The sequence below is a fragment of the Roseateles paludis genome (assembly GCF_039872745.1).
Taxonomy (GTDB): domain Bacteria; phylum Pseudomonadota; class Gammaproteobacteria; order Burkholderiales; family Burkholderiaceae_C; genus Pelomonas; species Pelomonas paludis.
Genome location: NZ_JBDPZD010000002.1, coordinates 798,855 through 816,467, shown reverse-complemented (window position 1 = coordinate 816,467; position 17,613 = coordinate 798,855). Strand labels below are relative to the sequence as shown.

General features: G+C 67.4%; 18 protein-coding genes. 6 read left to right on the top strand and 12 right to left on the bottom strand.

Annotated elements, in window-relative coordinates; all coding sequences use genetic code 11:
• Positions 1–22 precede the first annotated feature (22 nt).
• The 6 genes from ABDJ85_RS09745 to ABDJ85_RS09720 form a co-directional block, all read right to left on the bottom strand.
• Positions 23–1,144: a serine hydrolase domain-containing protein gene (locus ABDJ85_RS09745; protein ID WP_347704562.1), complete on the bottom strand. Its 1,122-nt coding sequence runs from the start codon at positions 1,142–1,144 to the stop codon at positions 23–25.
• 32 nt (positions 1,145–1,176) lie between these two features.
• On the bottom strand, positions 1,177–1,899 hold the full coding sequence (locus ABDJ85_RS09740; RefSeq protein WP_347704561.1) for a YbhB/YbcL family Raf kinase inhibitor-like protein: 723 nt from the start codon (positions 1,897–1,899) through the stop codon (positions 1,177–1,179).
• Positions 1,900–2,014: 115 nt separating this feature from the next.
• Positions 2,015–3,232: a helix-turn-helix domain-containing protein gene (locus ABDJ85_RS09735; protein WP_347704560.1), complete on the bottom strand. Its 1,218-nt coding sequence runs from the start codon at positions 3,230–3,232 to the stop codon at positions 2,015–2,017.
• 69 nt (positions 3,233–3,301) lie between these two features.
• On the bottom strand, positions 3,302–4,681 hold the full coding sequence (locus ABDJ85_RS09730; RefSeq protein WP_347704559.1) for a sensor histidine kinase: 1,380 nt from the start codon (positions 4,679–4,681) through the stop codon (positions 3,302–3,304).
• 21 nt (positions 4,682–4,702) lie between these two features.
• A complete protein-coding gene (locus ABDJ85_RS09725) occupies positions 4,703–5,365 on the bottom strand; it encodes a response regulator (RefSeq protein ID WP_347704558.1) in 663 nt (220 codons plus the stop codon).
• Positions 5,362–5,754, bottom strand: coding sequence for a PepSY domain-containing protein (locus ABDJ85_RS09720; RefSeq protein WP_347704557.1), 393 nt, complete (start codon positions 5,752–5,754; stop codon positions 5,362–5,364). The genes ABDJ85_RS09725 and ABDJ85_RS09720 overlap by 4 nt, the downstream gene beginning before the upstream one ends.
• Positions 5,755–5,858: 104 nt before the next feature.
• Here ABDJ85_RS09720 and ABDJ85_RS09715 point away from each other — a divergent pair, with 104 nt between their 5' ends.
• From ABDJ85_RS09715 to ABDJ85_RS09705, 3 genes are read left to right on the top strand one after another with little or no spacing between them, the layout of a single operon-like run.
• Positions 5,859–6,257 (top strand): DUF1924 domain-containing protein, encoded by a 399-nt coding sequence (locus ABDJ85_RS09715; RefSeq protein ID WP_347704556.1) that lies wholly within the window; start codon positions 5,859–5,861, stop codon positions 6,255–6,257.
• A gap of 9 nt (positions 6,258–6,266) precedes the next feature.
• Positions 6,267–6,782 (top strand): diheme cytochrome c, encoded by a 516-nt coding sequence (locus tag ABDJ85_RS09710; protein WP_430765528.1) that lies wholly within the window; start codon positions 6,267–6,269, stop codon positions 6,780–6,782.
• A 21-nt stretch (positions 6,783–6,803) separates the two neighbouring features.
• The gene (locus ABDJ85_RS09705; protein WP_347704554.1) at positions 6,804–7,556 is read left to right on the top strand and encodes a cytochrome b/b6 domain-containing protein; all 753 of its coding nucleotides are present in this window, start codon (positions 6,804–6,806) and stop codon (positions 7,554–7,556) included.
• Positions 7,557–7,559: 3 nt separating this feature from the next.
• On the opposite strand, the gene ABDJ85_RS09700 is transcribed toward ABDJ85_RS09705, so the two are convergent.
• Complete coding sequence (locus tag ABDJ85_RS09700) at positions 7,560–10,076, bottom strand: cation-translocating P-type ATPase (protein ID WP_347704553.1); 2,517 nt, start codon at positions 10,074–10,076, stop codon at positions 7,560–7,562.
• A gap of 6 nt (positions 10,077–10,082) precedes the next feature.
• Complete coding sequence (locus ABDJ85_RS09695; RefSeq protein WP_430765527.1) at positions 10,083–11,048, bottom strand: cation diffusion facilitator family transporter; 966 nt, start codon at positions 11,046–11,048, stop codon at positions 10,083–10,085.
• A gap of 487 nt (positions 11,049–11,535) precedes the next feature.
• On the opposite strand from ABDJ85_RS09695, the gene ABDJ85_RS09690 reads away from it, so the two are divergent.
• The 3 genes from ABDJ85_RS09690 to ABDJ85_RS09680 are packed head-to-tail and all read left to right on the top strand — an operon-like array spanning position 11,536 to position 14,013.
• Positions 11,536–12,114, top strand: coding sequence for a hypothetical protein (locus ABDJ85_RS09690; protein ID WP_347704552.1), 579 nt, complete (start codon positions 11,536–11,538; stop codon positions 12,112–12,114).
• The gene (locus ABDJ85_RS09685; protein WP_347704551.1) at positions 12,111–13,118 is read left to right on the top strand and encodes an AAA family ATPase; all 1,008 of its coding nucleotides are present in this window, start codon (positions 12,111–12,113) and stop codon (positions 13,116–13,118) included. The genes ABDJ85_RS09690 and ABDJ85_RS09685 overlap by 4 nt, the downstream gene beginning before the upstream one ends.
• Before the next feature lie 4 nt (positions 13,119–13,122).
• Complete coding sequence (locus ABDJ85_RS09680; protein WP_347704550.1) at positions 13,123–14,013, top strand: hypothetical protein; 891 nt, start codon at positions 13,123–13,125, stop codon at positions 14,011–14,013.
• A gap of 293 nt (positions 14,014–14,306) precedes the next feature.
• On the opposite strand, the gene dtd is transcribed toward ABDJ85_RS09680, so the two are convergent.
• The 4 genes from dtd to ABDJ85_RS09660 form a co-directional block, all read right to left on the bottom strand.
• On the bottom strand, positions 14,307–14,759 hold the full coding sequence (gene dtd, locus ABDJ85_RS09675; RefSeq protein ID WP_347704549.1) for a D-aminoacyl-tRNA deacylase: 453 nt from the start codon (positions 14,757–14,759) through the stop codon (positions 14,307–14,309).
• Positions 14,760–14,877: 118 nt separating this feature from the next.
• Positions 14,878–15,771: a cation diffusion facilitator family transporter gene (locus ABDJ85_RS09670; protein WP_347704548.1), complete on the bottom strand. Its 894-nt coding sequence runs from the start codon at positions 15,769–15,771 to the stop codon at positions 14,878–14,880.
• 10 nt (positions 15,772–15,781) lie between these two features.
• Positions 15,782–16,960, bottom strand: a complete 1,179-nt coding sequence (locus tag ABDJ85_RS09665; RefSeq protein ID WP_347704547.1) for a sensor histidine kinase — start codon at positions 16,958–16,960, stop codon at positions 15,782–15,784.
• Positions 16,950–17,525, bottom strand: coding sequence for a response regulator (locus tag ABDJ85_RS09660; RefSeq protein WP_347704546.1), 576 nt, complete (start codon positions 17,523–17,525; stop codon positions 16,950–16,952). The genes ABDJ85_RS09665 and ABDJ85_RS09660 overlap by 11 nt, the downstream gene beginning before the upstream one ends.
• Positions 17,526–17,613 lie beyond the last annotated feature (88 nt).

Sequence of the window (17,613 nt, the reverse complement as noted above, 5' to 3'; positions counted from 1 at the left end):
GTGGAGAGGGGGCCCGGCATTTTCAGGGCGCCCGGCTGACGATGCGATCGATCTCGGTCACCTGGCTGTGGCCGATTGCGCCTGAGTTGGTGAGCACCGTCCAGGCACGTTTGCGCTGCGTGTCGATGCTCATCACGGTGTAGAAGCTGTCCCATTCGCCCTGGTGGGTCACGCCATTGGCGGTCAAGAAAAAGCCAAGCCCCATCGCGCCGCCGCCAACGAGCACGGCCCGGCGGCGCCACATGTCGGCCAGGGTCTCGGGTTTGACGAGGCGGCCGGCCAGCAGGGCTTGGAAGAAATGCAGAAAGTCGTCGGCCGAACTGACCTGCGCCATCGAGCCTTTGAAGTAGGTGGTGAAGCCGTAGAAGGTGGTGCGATCGCCGTGGTTGAGGGCGTCACCGGGCTTGATGGGCTGGAACTCGTCGTTGATGTAGCTGCCCAGCATGCCGGCGGGCTGGAAGACGGCTTCGGCCATGTGCTGGCCAAAGCGCTTGCCCGTGCGCCGCTCGACGATCTTGGCCAGCAGCATGAAGCCAGTGTTGCTGTAGTCGCCCCGGGTGCCGGGCGCGAACTCCAGCGTGCGCTGCGAGGTGGACAGGTAGGTCAGCAGGCCGTCCAGCGTCATGTTGTTGAAGACGGCCGGGGTCCAGAAGTCATTGAAGATGTCGACGATGCCCGACTGGTGCGACAGCAGGTGCTCCAGGGTGATGGGCCGCCAGTTCGCGGGCAGCTCGGGCAGGTGGTCGAGGATGGAGTCGGCCAGCGTGAGCCGGCCTTGCTCGACGAGCTGCATCACCGCCACCGCCGTGAAGGGCTTGCTCACCGAGGCGAGCCGGAAGCCCGTGCTGCGGCTGACTGGCGTGCGCGTGAGGGTGTTGGCCATGCCGCGCTGGGCGCTGTAGGTCTCGACGCCGTCCTGCATCACCAGCACGCTGACGCCGGGCTGGTCGGGCGCGGCGGTGGCCAGGGCGGTGCCCAGTTGATCCGCCATCGTGCCGATACCGTTGCCGGTGCTGGTCGATGGCGGGGTGGTGGGCGTCGGCGTGGGTGCGTTGGCGCTGCTGCCGCCCCCGCACCCCGCCAGCAGCGAGAGCCAGAGCGTGGCCTCGCGCCGCCGTGGGTGGGGGCGATGGCGGGGTGTCATCGTTGGGGCGGGCATCGTGGCGTTCAGCGGTTTCAGCGGCTGAAGGTGGCCTGCATCTCCACCTTCTGCACGATGGAGCTGAGGTAGAGGCGCTCAAAGTCAGCCTTGCGCCAGGGCCGGGAGGTGTCGATGCCCAGCGCATTGGTGTTCAGCGCGTAGAGCGTGAAGCTGTAGTGGTGGGTGCCATTGCCAGACGGCGGGCAGGGCCCCGAGTAGCGGGCCACGCGGTCGTCGTTGAGACCCTCCACGCTGCCGGCCGGCATGCTCTTGCGCGAGGCGCCCTCGGCCAGCTCCCGCGCCGTGGCCGGGATGCCGAACACGTTCCAGTGCACATAGGCATAGCCGACGATGGGCACGGCGTCCGGGTCTTCCATGATCAGCGCAAAGCCCTTGACCGCGTCCGAGCTGATGGTCCATTGCAGGTTCGGGCTGGTCTCGCCGCCATTGCAGGTGTACTTGCTGGGCATCACCGTATTGGCCGCAAAGCTCAAGGAGTTGATGGCGAAGGACGTGGGATCGGGTGACGGGGCCGGCGTTGGAGCGGGTGTTGGGGCGGGCGTCGGTGCCGGCGCGGGTTCAGGCGCCGGGGTCGGGGCGGGGGTGGGGGCCGGTGTAGGAGCCGGGGTTGGCGCCGGTGCCGGCGCTGGCGTGGGCGCCGGTACGGGTGGGTCGGTGATCGTGCTGCTGCCACCGCCGCCGCAGGCGGCCAGGGTCAGGGCAACGGCCGTCGTTGCGCCCAGTTTGGAAATCTGCATGCCTGTCTCGTCCTCTATTGGCTTGGGCCGCGCCCGGGGGTGGCGCAGCACTGCGGCCGCAGTCTTGCGAGGACGGGGGTGGCGGGCGTCCGAGCGGATCGGCCCGCACGCTGAATCAGGGATTTGCCGGAGCACCCACCCCCTCGGGCGAGGTTGGCGGCCGGCGCCGCCATTCCGACGGCGTCATCCCGCACACCCGGCGGAACGCGGCGTTGAAGGTGGACTTGCTGTTGAACCCCGCCTCAAAGGCCAGGTCCAGCACCGGCGTCTTGGCGCGCGCCGGGTCGGCCAGCAGGGCCTGCACCTCGGCCACCCGCAGCCCGTTCACGTAGTCAAAGAAGCTCAGGCCCAGCCGGTGGTTCAGGTACTGCGACAGCAATTGCGGCGAGGTGCCAATGCGCCCGGCGAGCTCGGCCAGGGTCAGGTCGCTCTCCAGATGGTCGCGCTGGGTTTGCATGCGCTGCGCCAGGCGCTGGCCGATCAGGGCCTCGGCGGCGGCGGTCATGCCCGAGCGGGCGTACTTTTCCGTCTCGGCGACCTCGGCGGTCGTACTGGCGGGTGTGGCGGGTGTGGCGGGCGTGGCGGCGTCGGCCTCCGGCGCGTCCGGAGTCACGGGCGCTGCCGTCTCTGCCTCGGCCTGGGCGGCCGGGACTGTCGCCGCCGGCTCCACCATCTCGCTCGGCAGCGCAATCGCCCCCTGGCGCAGCCCATACCAGCCCACCACGTAGACGACGGCCAGCCGCAGCACCATCAGCAGCCAGATCCAGATGCCCCCCGCCAGGCTCGTCAGCACGCAGATCGTCAAGATCAGCACCACCACCACGCACAACCAGCTCAGCCACAGCAGGTCGCGCCCCCTCAGCGACGAGAAGCTTTGCTCCAGCCGGCGCCGGTAGGTGTGCAGCCGCACCGCTGCCACCAGCGCATACGCAGTGGCCACCAGCTCGTAGGCCATCAAGATGCTGTCGAAGCGCCACGCTCGCTCGCGCAGATCCCCATGCGCCCACAGCAGCAGGCCCGCCAGCACCCCCAGCGGCACAAAGTGCAGCCACGGCCAGCGCCCCGTCCCCAGCCCCACCATGCGCCGCACATAGAAGTAGAAGCAGGGCCCCAGCACGGCCACCGGCCAGTCCAGCAACCCGAACAGCGCCGGCTGCATGTGATACCAGTAGGTGCTCGACACCGACAGCATCGCCACCGCCAGCATGAAGGCGCCCAGCCACATCTGCGGCGCACCGCCCTGCACACCCACACGCACCCGGAGCAGCAGCGGCAAGGCCACAAAGGACGCCAGCGCCGCGCTGCAGAAGGACAGGATCTCGATCATTTCCATACGGCCCGGAGTCTCGCCGATGGCGCCATCGGCGACGCGAACGCTCTCCAGGCCGGCCCCGTGATGGCCTCAGGCCGCAGGCAGCACCAGCAGCACCAGCAGGCCGCCCAGTGCGCTGACACCCAGCTCCACCGTCCCCTCGTACAAGGTGGCCAGCTCCTGCACGATGGCCAGGCCCAGCCCGCTGCCGGGCGTGGTTTCATCAAGCCGGTGGCCGCGCGCCAGCGCCTGGGCCATCTGGTCTGTCGGGATGCCGGGGCCGTCGTCGTCAACGGTCACGCGCAAGTGGCGCCCGGTCTGCATGGCGCTGACGAGCACCTGTGAGCGGGCCGCCTTGCAGGCGTTGTCCAGCAGATTGCCCAGCATCTCCTGCAGGTCCTGGGACTCGCCGGCAAACGCCAGCCGTGCATCGACGTCGGCCCGGATCGACAGATGCCTGCCGGCGTGCACCTTCTGCATGACGCGAACCAACCCCTCGGCGACCGGCTGCAAGGGCGTGCGCAGACCGCCCGAGCCCTGGGCCGCTGCGGCGCGCGCACGTGCCAGGTGCCAGTCGATATGCCGGCGTGCCACCTGCACCTGGTCCAGCACCAGGGCGGGCAGCTCGGCGCGCGCCGTGTCAGAGGCACTCGCCTGCGTGGCGCCCTGGCCAAGGATGGTGAGCGGTGTCTTCAGCGCATGCGCGAGATTGCCCGCCTGAGCCCGGGCGCGCTCCAGCGTCGAGGCCTGGCGATCGAGCAGGGCGTTGAGGTCGTCCACCAGCGGCTGGACCTCGCTCGGGTAGCGACCTTCGAGGCGCTGCGTCTGCCCGTCCCGCAGCGCCGCCAGCGCCAAGCGCAGCCGGCCCAGCGGCGCCAGCCCCAGCGTGACCTGCAGCGCCGCCCCGGTGCACAGCAACAGCAGCAGGATCAGCAGCGCACCGGCCAGCGCCTTGTCAAACCGTTCGGCGGCGCGCGCCAGCGGGTCGGTGCTGGCGGCCACCATCACACGCCAGGGGCCGGCGGCGCCATCGGCCTGCAAGCTGCGCTCGATGAGCAGCAGCGGCTCGCCGCGCTGGCTCACCACCTGATGGACATGCAGCTCCCCTTGGCCCGGCATGTCCTGCGGCGCGGCCAGGTCTTCATCCCAGAGCGACCGTGAGCGCAGCAGGCCGGGCTTGCCATCGGCGCCGGCACCGTCGACCTGCCAGTACAGGCCCGAGTGCGGCCGCGTCCAGCGCGGGTCGGAGAGCTTTGCAGCGTCGACGCTGGGCAGCCCCTGCGGGTCCACCTCCAGCCGGGCCAGCACCTGGTCCAGGTCGGCCGTCAGCCGCTCGATGAACTGCTGCCGCACATGCTCGCGGAACAAGGCCGACAGCAGCAGGCCTGAGGCCACCAGCGTCAGGCCCGCCGTCAGCAGCGTCACCACCAGCAAACGGCGGCGCAGCGAGCGGAGCTTGAGAGCGGCCATGTCAGCGCAAAGCGATGGCGATCACGCGGCCGGCACCAGCCGGTAGCCCATGCCGCGCACGGTCTCGATCAGGTCGGCCCCAAGCTTGCGCCGCAGCCGGGCCACAAACACCTCCACGGTGTTGGAGTCGCGGTCAAAGTCCTGCGCGTACAGGTGCTCAACCAGCTCGCTGCGCGAGACCACCTCGCCCGCGCGATGCATCAGGTAGGCCAGCAGCCGGTACTCGTGGGCCGTGAGGTTGACGGTGACGCCCTTGAGCGTGACCGTGCCGGTGCGCGTGTCCAGCGTGATGTCGCCCTGCTGGAGCAGCGGCGACGCCAGGCCGTGCGAGCGGCGCACCAGGGCACGCAGGCGGGCGAGCAGCTCCTCGGTGTGGAACGGCTTGGCCAGGTAGTCGTCGGCGCCTGCGTCGATGCCGGCCACCTTCTCGTGCCAGCTGTCGCGCGCGGTCAGGATCAACACCGGCATGCCCAGCCCCTGGGCCCGCCAGCGCTGCAGCACCGACAGGCCGTCCAGCAAGGGCAGGCCCAGGTCCAGCACCACGGCGTCGTAGGGCTCGGTGGCGCCGAGGTGCAGGGCCGAGGGGCCGTCTGCCGCCTCGTCGATGGCGTAGCCCGACTGCTCCAGCAACTGCCGCAGCTGCGACCGCAGCACGGCCTCGTCCTCGACCAGCAACACCCTCATGGCCGCGGCTCCGGACTGGCGGCCGACGCCGCCTTGCCTTCAAGCGTGGGCGCGTGCCGAGCCCGGCTTCTGAGCACGGCGGCCGTCTTGGCGTCCACGTCCAGGCGCAGCAGCCGGCCACCGCTCTGCAGCAGCTTGAGCTCATAGACCCAGCGGCCAGCCTCGCGTTCCAGCTCCACCTCCAGGACCTCGCCCGGGTGGCTGCGCTGCACCTTGTCCAGCACCTCCTGCAGGGGCAGCACCTCGCCGGCCTTGAGTGCCGCACGTGCCCGGTCGTGATCGCGGTCGTGGTCGCGCCGGTCGTCCGCCTGGGCGTGCAGGGCCACGCCGGCGCCCACGCAAAGTGCAGCAACGTAGGGCAGGGCGCAGGACCAGCAGGGTGCCTTCATGGTGCAAGTGTCGGGCGGCCAAGCTGAACGGCGGATGAACGAGGGGTTCAGCAAAGGTTCAAGCACGGCTTTCGATGATGGCACCGTCAACCCCAAGGAAGACCATGCCCATCAAGCTCACCCTCACCCTTTTGCTCACCGCAGCCGCGCTGGCGGCACCGGCGCACGCCCAGAGCACCACGCCGGCCCAGCTGCTGGCGGGCTACGAAGCAGCGGCCGGCGCCCCGGCCCGGGCCGAGCGCGGGCAGGCCTTCTTCACCAGCCGCCAGGGGGGCGAGTGGTCCTGCGCGTCCTGCCACGGCCAGCGCCCCACCAGCGCGGGGCGGCATGCCGTGACGGCGAAGTCCATCGACGCCCTGGCCCCCGCCTTCAACCCCAAGGCCTTCACCGACGAGCGCCGCGTGGAGAAATGGTTTCGCCGCAATTGCAAAGACGTGGCCCAGCGCGAATGCACGCCCGGCGAGAAGGCCGACGTGCTGGCCTGGCTGCAGACCCTGCGTTGAACGAAGGAGATGCTCATGAAACTCACCACCCCTTTCTCCCGGACAGCACTAGCCCTGTTGGCGCTCTCGTTGAGCCTGGCCTGCCAGGCCGATGACCACGAGGGCCGGTCCCGCGTCGTCTGGCCCAAGGCCTATGTCCAGGAGTGCGCGGCCTGCCACGTGGCCTATGCGCCGCGGCTGCTGCCGGCGGCGTCCTGGGCGCGGCTGATGGGCGGGCTCGATCGGCACTACGGCACCGACGCCTCGCTGGACCCGCAGGACCTCCAGCAACTGAGCCGCTGGCTGCAGGACAACGCCGACCGGCGGCAGTCAGCAGCGCCGCCCGAAGACCGCATCACCCGCAGCGCCAGGTTCGAGCGCAAGCACCGCCAGATCGAGCCGGCAACCTGGCGTCTGCCCAGCGTCCGCTCGGCCGCCAACTGCATGGCTTGCCACACCCGGGCCGACCAGGGCCAGTACAGCGAACACGCGCTGCGCATGCCCGATGGCCTCAGTGCCCGCCAGCGCGCGGCCTGGGGCGACTGAAGCCGATTCAAGGAGCACCTCATGACGACCACTACCCCTTCCATCTCTGCCACGCCGGACGGTGCTGGCACGGCCCGGCCCACCCAGCCGGTGCGTCCCGCGCGCTTGATGATCGACGCGCCCATGCGGGCCTTCCATTGGCTCTTTGCGCTGAGCTTTGCGGGCGCCTGGCTCACGGCCGAGTCCGAGCGCTGGCGCGACGTGCACGTGACCCTGGGCTGTGCCTTCGGCGGCCTGCTGCTGTTCCGCCTGGTCTATGGCCTCATCGGCCCGCGTCAGGCGCGCCTGTCCCTGCTGTGGCACCGTGTGGCGGGGCTGGGCGACTGGCTGCGCAACGCCCGCGCCGGGCGTGTGGACCTGCCCCGCGCTGCCACGCTGGGCATGGGCGCGGCGATGCTGCTCTTGCTGGTGGTGGCGGCACCGCTGGTGCTGTCAGGCTATGCCGGCTATGTCGAATGGCTGGGGCTGGAAGACGCCATGGAAGAGGTCCACGAGCTCTTTGCCAACTCGGCGCTGGCCCTGGTGATGGCCCACCTCGGGCTCATCCTGCTGCTGTCGATCCGGCACCGCCGCAACCTAGCCACGCCGATGCTGACCGGCCGCTTGCCTGGCCCGGGCCCCGACCTGGTCAAGGCCAACCGCCGCTGGCTGGCCATGCTGGTGCTGGCGACCTACTTGGGCTTCATCGGCTGGCAGACCATGCAGGGTGATGCGGGCGGCGCCATCGCAACGCAGGGCGAGCGGCGCGGCCACCACCATGATGACGACGACTGAGCTTCAGCGCCGTTGCCGCAGCAGCCTGACCGTGGCGGTGCACCAGGCCCAGCTCGCCACGGCGAGCGCGGCGATCAGCGCCAGCAGCGCTGCCGACGCCGCGCTGAACTTGAACAGCGCGGCGACCTGCCCAACCCCGAGCGCCAGCGCGAGCAGCACGCCCGTGCCCAGCACGATCCACCGGAAGGCGGCATTCACGGCGCGCGGCGCAGCGCCGCGGGCTGCCCAGGACCGGTTGGCCTGGATCAGGCCCAGATTGCCCAGCACCAGCACGGCAAAGGCCACCGTGCGCCCCGCATCGTCACTGCCACCCTGCTGCACGCCGAGCAGGTAGCCGGCCAGCACGGTCGCCAGCAGGCCGACGCCTTGTGCCAGCCCGAGCTGCACCAGGGCCGCGTCGAACAGCCGGGCCTGCGGCGGGCGCGGTGGCTGGTGCATGGCGCCGGGCTCCAGGGCCTCGGCCTCGAAGACGATGGAGCAGGCGGGGTCGATGACGAGCTGCAGGAACAGGATGTGCGCGGGCATCAGGATCAGCGGCCAGCCCATCAGCAGCGGTGCCAGGGCCAGGCCGATGATGGGCAGGTGCGCGGCCAGCACAAAGGTGATGGCCTTGCGCAGGTTGGCAAAGACGCGGCGGCCGTAGCGGATGGTGGTCACCAGCGAGCCGAAGTCGTCGTTCAGCAGCACCAGGTCGGCCGCCTCGCGTGCCACGTCGGTGCCGCGCCCGCCCATGGCCACACCGATGTGCGCCGCCTTGAGCGCCGGGGCGTCGTTCACGCCATCGCCCGTCATCGCCACCACGTCACCCCGCGCCCGGAACGCCTGCACCAGGCGCAGCTTCTGCTCGGGCCGCACGCGACAGAACACCTGGGTGTCGCGCAGGCGCTCCGCGAGGGCTGCATCGTCCAGCGTGTCCAGCTCCGTCCCGCTGAGGGGGCCGCCCTGCACCTGCAGCCCGGCCTGCCGGGCGATGGCCAGTGCGGTGGCGGGATGGTCGCCGGTGATCATGGCAACGCGGATGCCGGCGGCGCGGCATTCGGCGATGGCGGCAGGTACGTCGGCCCGCACCGGGTCTTCCAGCGCGACCAGGCCGACGAACTCGAAGTCGAAGTCGTGCTGGATGGGGGGCAGGGCCTTGGCCGCGAACACGGCGCGCGCCACGCCCAGCACGCGCAGGCCATCGGCCGCCAGGGCGGCCACCTGCTCCGCGATGTGCTGCCGCTGTGACGCGGGCAGGTGGCAGAGGTCGACGATGGCCTCCGGCGCGCCCTTGGCGGCCACCAGCAGCTCGCGCTGGTCGGGCGAGCGCCAGACCCGCGACATCGCCAGCAGCTCGCGCGACAGCGGGTAGTCGGACACCAGGGTCCAGTCGGCATGCAGGTGCTCAGAGCCCTGCAGCCAGCGCTGGCCGGCAGCGCCGATGGCCGCCTCCATCGGGTCAAAGGCACGCCGGTGGCTGGACAGCACCGCGTACTCCAGCACCGGATGGAAGGCATGCGCCATCGCGTCAACGGCCTGGTCCGCCAGCTCAAAGCTGGCACCGTCCACCCACAGGCGGCGCACCTCCATCTGGTTGCGCGTCAGCGTGCCGGTCTTGTCCACGCAGAGCACGGTGGTTGCGCCCAGCAGCTCGACGGCCGGGATGCGGCGCGTCAGCACCTGTTCACGCGCCAGGCGCCAGGCACCCAGGCCGAGGAAGATGGTCAGCACCACCGGCAGCTCCTCGGGCAGGATGGCCATGGCCAGCGTGAGGCCGGCCAGCAGGCCGGTCAGCCAGTCACCACGGCTGAGCGCCCAGCCCAGGGCCAGCACGAGGGCGATCGAGGCGCCGGCCAGCGCCAGGCGCTGGACGATGCGCCCGGTCTCGCGCTGGATGGGCGTCTCGTCCATGGCGATGCTGCCCAGCGATGCGCCGATGCGGCCCAGCGCGCTGCGCGGGCCGGTTGCCACCACGCAGCCTTGCGCGGTGCCCTGCGTCACCAGCGAGCCTGAATAGCAGCGCTGGTCCGCAGTTGCAGCCTCGGTGTCGTTGGCCGCGCGGGCCTGCTTCAACACCGGCTGGGACTCGCCCGTCAGCAGCGACTCATCCACCGTCAGGTAGCTGGCCTCCAGCAGCTCGATGTCGGCCGGCACGCGGTCGCCCTCGGCCAGCAAGACGAGGTCGCCCGCCACCAGGGTCTTGCCCGGCACGCGCACCGGCTTGCCATCGCGCATCACCAGCGCGCGCGGGCTGGAGAGGTCGCGCAGCGCCTCCAGCGCCGCCTGGCTGCGGCGCTTCTGCACAAAGGTCATCACGATGACCACCAGCACAAAGCCGAGCAGCATCAAGGCTTCATTGCGGTCGCCCAGCGCCAGGTAGATGGCGCCGCAGGCCACGAGCAGCAGGAACATCGGCTCGCGCAAGACTTCCCACAGCAGCAGCGCGGCGCCCGATTGGGCGGCGGCCGGCAGCTCGTTCGGGCCATCGCGGCGCAGCCGGGCCTCGGCCTCAGGCGTGCTCAGCCCGCTGCGCTTGTCCATCGTGGCTCAGCCCTGCGCTGCGGACGGGACCTTCTCATGGTCGCCGTCGGGGCGGCGCCAGGGGTCCACATGGGTCATCAGGTTCAGCACCCGGTGGCGTTGCATCACGCGGCGGCGGGCTTCGACCGCGATGTCATGCCCGGCTTCGACGCTGAGCGTGGCGTCCACCTCGATGTGCGCATCCACCACCACCATGTCGCCCATCTTGCGCGTGCGCAGGTCGTGCACGCCCTGGATGCCGGGCGTCTCTGCCAAGGTCTGGCGGATGGCGGCCACTTCGTCATCGTCCACCGCGCGGTCCATCAGGTCGTGCAGGGCATCCCAGCCAAACCCCCAGCCCATGCGCGTCACCATGAAGCCCACGATGGCCGCTGCGATGGGGTCGAGGATGGGGTAGCCAGCGAGGTTGCCGATGATGCCCAGCCCCACCACCAGCGACGACGCGGCATCCGAGCGCGCGTGCCAGGCATTGGCCACCAGCATGCTGGACTTGACCCGCTTGGCCACCGCCAGCATGTAGCGGAACAGCAGCTCCTTGGCCGTCAGGGCGCCCAGCGCCACCCACAGCGCGGCCATGTGCACCTGCGGGATTGCCTCCGGCTGCTCCAGCTTGACCACCGCCGACCACAGCATGCCCAGGCCCACGCCGAGCAGCAGCAGCCCGAGCACCAGCGAGGCCGCCGTCTCGTAGCGGCGATGCCCGTAGGGGTGGTCCTCGTCGGCGTCCTTCTGGCTATGGTGGTTGGCCAGCAGCACCACGAAGTCGGCAACCAGGTCCGACAGCGAATGCACACCATCCGCGATCAGGCCCTGCGACTTGGTCAGCACACCGGCCAGGATCTGCACGCTGGTCAGCACCAGGTTCACCAGCACGCTGACCCAGGTGCTGCGCGAGGCCGCCGCCGCACGCTCCGCAGGCGTGTGATCGCTGTCTTCTGAATCTTCGGGGTACTGCATCTGGTCGATGGCCATGCTTGCTCCGTGACCAGGCGGCACGGCTCGCACAAAAGCCACAGGATAGTGCGGCCAACATCCACTTGGGCGCAGCCTTTTGGGCGCCTTGGGGTGCGCACGCTAGCAGGGTTAGCGCCAATGCTTTCGGCCCAACATCGGGACCATTTCCCTTTGCATGGCGCGTCATACTCGCTCCAAGCCAGCGCACATCCTGAGGGCTCGGTTCAAAGTGCAACGACCAAGACAACCTGCCACACGAGAACGTCCAATCGAAGGGCTGCCGAGGATCGCGCGGCAACTCCGGTATGTCGTTGGCCGACGTCGCTTTCTGGCTTGCGATGTTCGTTGCCTCCGGCAAGTTCTGTAGTTGATGAGCGTCCTTGTTTGCGCGTCTAGGCATTCGGAAAATGTTGTGCGGATCGTTAATGATCCTTCTACAACACGTTAGACGTCGCACCACTCGCCAAATGGCGCCCAACTCATTCTGAGAATAGGAGCATTCAAGGTGACAGAAGTAACGCAACCAGCGGCGATCCCCACGCAGCGGCCGCGCATTCCAATCATTGCATTGGTCGTCCTGATTCTGTTGTGGATGGCTCCTCCTGTCGTCGCCCGGGTATTGCTAGGCTCTTGGGACGAAGCGGGAAAGCTGGGCGATTCATTCGGGCCGGCAACCTCCCTCTTTTCAGGTATCGCTCTTATCGGCGTGGCATACACAGCGTGGAAGCAGCACACAGACGCGACGCTCACCGAAATGAGAAACACGCAACAGCAAGCGCTGGCGACAAGTCAAATTTATCAGCTAGCTCTTGCTACTCATCTCCAAAGCACAAGAGCAATTATCGCTGAACATCGGCTTGCAATCACCCAACTAAATCCCGCTATTACAGAGGTTCCAGTAGCAGAAACTCAACTACACGCACTGATTGATAGCATCAGAGTGACAGCAGCATCTAACCCTGCGCTGCGAAAGAACCAAGATGAGCTGATCGAACGGCTCTCGGAACTCATTACCCTTCAGCAGGAACTAAAAGAAATACGAAACAAACTTCGGAGCAACAACGGGGAGGCAAAGGCTTCATGAGTGCCATGGCAACGAATATTCGTGCGGCCCTGATAAAGGCCGAGCTTGACACGATGGTTGTTGGTCAAATAGAAGCCAAGGAGCGGCTCAGTCTTTTGCTATCGATGCACTTGTCTTGGAATGCTAGCAAATATCCGTTGCTTGCGCCCCCAAACGGTCTAATCGTCGGCCCAACTGGATCGGGTAAGACATTCTCAATACAAGTGGCTAGCAATTTTCTAAACATTCCATTCCTGGTTGTTGACTCAACCACACTTGTGCCGTCTGGCGCGCGCAACGGCAATACAGTGGAATGGGTCAACGAGCGCCTCGACGAGTTAATATCTGAGAGTCGTTACGCCGCGACACAGGAATATGCTGATTCGACATCGCCTAGCCCTTCCAACCTGCCAAAAAAGGCGATTGTTTTCTTCGATGAGTTTGACAAACTTGCCATCCGTCCGGATGATCCGAATCGCCAATGGAAGAGCGATGTCCAGAGAATGCTACTCAAGTTTGTTGAAGGTCAGTACGGATCTCAGCCAGGAGCAGTCACTAGGGGTCTCTTGGTACTTGTCGGAGGAGCATTTGTAGGCATTGACGGTCCGGAAAACATACGCAAGCGGCGTCCCGAGGTTGCTAGCCTTCTTCGTTCTGCCCCTAAGAAGACACTCGTCGCAGACGACGTTGTAAACTTTGGTTTTATGCCAGAGATGGTCGCCAGATTGCCGGCAATCATCCAGTATGAATTGCTTGCTGAAGATGCGCTTCTCAGGATTCTCCAGCACGAACAGACCTCCCCTTTGCTCGTATGGAAGGCGCATTTTGAACAACTCGGAAAGCAACTGGTATTTTCAGATGGTTTCATGCAAGCTGTTGCTCGACGAGCAGCCGCAGTTCAAATGGGTGCTCGAGCACTTCAGCAAATTGTCTTTCCTGCACTTTCTAGAAAGGCCTATGCGTTTGAAGACGCGTGCGAAGCAATCATAGAAGTCACGGAAGCCGTTCTCGACTACAAGGACTAATTCTATGCCAACAAATCTCAACATTCCCTCTTGGGACGCCCAAGATAAGCAAGGCGCATTCCCATACCAGGTTCGAAATATAAACAGCTTCTCGCTAACAGCATACTTTCCACCGATTGCTGACTGGGAGAATCAGAAACTCAGAACACTGCTGCATGATCGTTTGCATGACGACGCCAGTCGCCTGTTGAGATCGGCCGAGTTCTTTTCAGAGGACCGTCTTGAGCAGAGAACTGGAACAGACTATTTTTCGGTTCAATACGATGATGACATTTATGATTTTCACGTTCAGTGCTACAACAATCGTATTGTTCTTGAGAAACGCGGCGTGTTGCTGAAGACTTTTCATCATTGGTATCACGCAGCCGTTCCGGGTGCAAAGAATCTCTTTGAGTCGATGCTCTCGCTAATGAGTACAGAACTCCGTCGAAATCAATCTGTGACGAATGTCGCCTACAATTTTGGCTTTGTGTGTCACGACTTCTCCGATGGCGGTCGTTCTCTAAAGAACTTTCAAGTTCTAAACCGGCTAATCACGCTAGTTCCGGGGCCGGGAGGCGAAATTGCGGCAATGAGTGATGACCCGAAGGAGATAAGTAGACTGGACTACAAGGCAAACTGTTGGGATGTTGATGGAGACTCTCGGCGGCGCCTTACCTATGCTGCAAAGGCCCCCGCCAATCGAAACTATTCTGGACTTTGGTTCGACTTCGGCTACGGCCACGACACATATACGGATCCCGAGACTGGATTCAGGCAGGCAGGTGAGCCCGTCTTACTCTTGGACGAACATGAGCGCGTCTATTCGTTCATGTGGCATCGAGCCGTCGGCGGCTTCATGCGGTCCGTGCTAAATAGAATCACCTTTGACACCACGGCTTCATACATTCCATAACCGTGCTACTGTCTTGGTTCGTATAAGAGGCGACGACTACCCGTCTCTCAAGCTGACCCGCTACGGCAGGCTTACAGCGCCTACCTCTGCGTGCAGCTTGGCTCGAGCCTTGATCGAGGGCTTTCCGGCTGCGAAATCGACCTCGCGAAGGGCCGCAGCAGGGCCTATAGATGCCAGCTGCGATGCCTTGCGCGAACGGCAGCGATCAGCTCAATTGCTGCACCGCCGGCAGACCGCTTGGGCGCTCCCGGTTGGAGTACAACAGCTGGCCAGGCCATCGGAGCTTGACTCCCTCACCCCACCCGCATCGGAATCGTCACCGGCCCATCATTGACCAGCGTAACCTGCATGTCCGCCCCAAACTCGCCCTGACCCACGACTGGGTGCAGCCGGCGGGCGGAGGCCAGCACGTAGTCGTAAAGCCGCCGCCCTTGCTCGGCGGGCGCGGCGGCGCTGAAGCTGGGGCGGTTGCCGCCGGCCGTGTCGGCCGCCAAGGTGAACTGGCTGACGATGAGCAGGCCGCCGTTGATGTCTTGCACGCTGCGGTTCATCTTGCCGCTACCTCCCACGTCCAGGTCGCTGAAGATGCGGAGCTTGAGCCACTTGGCGAGCATCTTGTCGGCCGTGGCTTCGGTGTCGGTGGGCTCGGCGCAGACGAGCACGAGCAGGCCGGGGCCGATCTCGCCGGTGGTGCGGCCGGCCACTTCGACGCGGGCCATGGATACGCGTTGCAGAACGGCAATCATGAAAAGCCTCGTTGAGTTGGTGTCGCACTGGCTCGACTCAGCGGCACCCGTGGAACCGGCTTTGCCGGGCCACTGGGTGCGCCCCCTTGAGGGGGCTGGCGAAGCCAGTAGGGGTGGACTAAATGCTGTCTTTCGGGTCGTCGAAGTGGGCTTCGACGTCGGTGGGCAGCAGCTGGATGCTGGCGCGCAGACCCGGCACCGCTTGCATCAGGCCCTTCTCGACAGCGGAGCGCAGCTCGGCGGCTTGGCCCAGGCTCCAAGCGGCGGGCAGGTGCATGTGCAGGTCCACAAAGTGGCGCTGGCCGGCCACGCGGCTGACGATGTGATCAAAGCGCACGGGGGTGGATTCGCGGAAGCTGCTGAGCACGCTTTCCACGCGGCCGAGGGTCTCGGGGTCGAGGGCTTCGTCCATCAGGCCGCGGGTGGATTCGCGCATCAGGTGCACGCCCTCGCGGAGGATGTTGAGCGCCACCATGCCGGCGAGCAGAGGGTCCAGCCACAGCCAGCCGGTGCTCATCACGCCGATCAGGCCGGCCACGACGCCGGCCGAGGTCCAGACGTCGGTGAAGAGGTGGCGCGCATCGGCCTCCAGCGCGAGCGAGCGCACCTCACGCGCCTTGCGCAGCATGGCAAAGGCCAAGGCGCCATTGATGGCGGAGCTGACCACGGCCAGCGCCACGCCCAGGCCTATAGATTCGAGCGGCTGCGGGTGGCGCCAGCGGTCCAGCGCGCCCCAGAAGATGCCCAGCGCAGCGGCAATGATGAGGATGCCCTCGAAGCCGCTGGAGAAGTACTCGGCCTTGTGGTGGCCGTAGGGGTGCTCGGCGTCGGGCGGCTGCTGGGCCCAGGTGACCATGGCCAGCGCAAACAGCGCCCCGGCCAGGTTGACCAGCGACTCCAGCGCATCGGCCGCGAGGCTGACCGAATCGGTGAACCACCAGGCTGCCGACTTGAGCGCAATCGTCACCAGCGCGGTGGCGACCGAGAGCTTGAGATAGCTGCTGGCTTGCATGCCGCCATTTTCACAGCGTGATCACGAAGCTGGCGCCGCCCTCCAACGGGCGCAGGTGGCGCAGCCGCCCGCCCATGCCATGCACCAGCTGCCGCGCCACCGTGAGCCCGATGCCGCGCCCGCCCTCGCTGGCGCTGAAGAAGGGCAGGAAGATCTGCTGCTCCATGCCCGCCGGCACGCCGGGGCCGTTGTCCTGCACGCTGATGCGCAGCCGGCTGCTGCGCGTCAGCCGCGCCTCCACGCGCAGCTCGGGCGCGGCCAGGCCTTGCGTGGCGCGCTCGGCATTGCTGATGAGGTTGAGCAGGGCTTGCTCCAGCTGGGCGGGGTCGGCCCGCACCAACAGGGTGGGCGGCTGCACGGCAAAGCGGGCCTGGCCGCCGCGTGCTACCCAGGCGGGCGCCACGGCCAGCTGCAGGCGCGCCCACACGGCCTGCAGCTCCACCACCTCCAGCTGCGGCGGCGGGGCCTCGCTGAGGCGGCGGAAGTCGGTCACAAAGCGGCGCAGCCCAGCGGCACGGCGGGTGATGGTGTCGAGCGCGAGCTGGCGCTCCTCGCGGTCGTCCAGCTCGCTGGCGGACTGGGCGAGGCTGGCGATGGGGGTGAGCGAATTCATGATCTCGTGCGTCAGCACCTGCACGAGCTGGCGCCAGGCCTCCAGGCGCTCGGCCTCCAGTGCGGATTCGAGCGGCAGCAGCACGAGCAGGGTCAGGGCCTGGCCGTCGAACTGCAGGGTCTGCAGCGCCAGGCTCCAGCGCTCGGGGCCGCGCTCGGTGTCGATGACCAACTGCCCAGCCTGTTGGCCTTGCGCACGGGCCAGCAGCTGCTGGCGCAGGGCCTCGGGCGAGTTGGCAGCGCCGGGGGCCAGCAGGCGGCGTGCGCGCTGCGACAGCGGTGTGAGCTGGTCCGGCCCGCTCAGCAGCCAGGCGGCGGCGGGCAGGTGGTCGAGCAGGGTTTGCAGGCGCAGCAGCTCGGTCGCGTCGGGCGGTGGGGCGGGGGGTTCGGCCTGCTGTCTGGGCAGCCGCAGCTGCCGCAGCTTGGGTAGCCACAGCAGCAGGCCAGCCGTGGCGGCGATGACGGCGGCGCTGAGGGCGCGGGTACCGCCTTGCGCGGCCAGCCAGCCGGCGGCCATCAACAGCGCGGCGCCGATGAGGGCGGGCCAGAGCGAGGGCTTGCGGGGGTCAGAGCCCATGCTTTTCCAGCCGGCGGTAGAGCGCGGCGCGCGACAGGCCCAGCTGGCGCGCGGCCTCGCTGAGGTTGCCCTCGGCGGCGTGCACGGCGCTGATGAGGGCGGCGCGCTCCTGCGCGGCCAGTGAGCGTGTGGCGGGGGTTTGGGCGGTGACGGGAGTCGCAAGCGGTTCCGAAGCGGGCACACCGCGCAGCGCCTCCTGGCAGGTGGCCACCAGGCGCGCGTTGTCCCAGGGCTTGGTGACGAAGTCGAAGGCCCCGAGCTTGATGGCCTGCACGGCCAGGGGCAGGTCGGCATAGGCCGTCATGGCCAGCACCACGGGCGGCTGGGGCAGGGCCAGCACCTCGCGCAGCAGGCGCAGGCCTTGCTGGCCGTCGGTGTGGCCGGGGCCAAAGTTCAGGTCCAGCAGCAGCAGGGCGGGCTGCCATTGCTGCAGGGTGGGCAGCAGCTCGGCCGGGCGGCTCAGGCAGCGCACCGGCCCCACGCGGCGCTGCAGCAGCAACTGCGCGCTGAGGCCGATGTCGGCATCGTCGTCCAGCACGAGCAAGCGGGGGGGCGCCATCTCCATGGGTCGCATCTTCGCCGCTGCCTGCCTGACCCGCAGCCCGGGTGTTCGGAAGCGGACAGGGCCCTGGCGCGCCGCGTGCCGGGCGGCG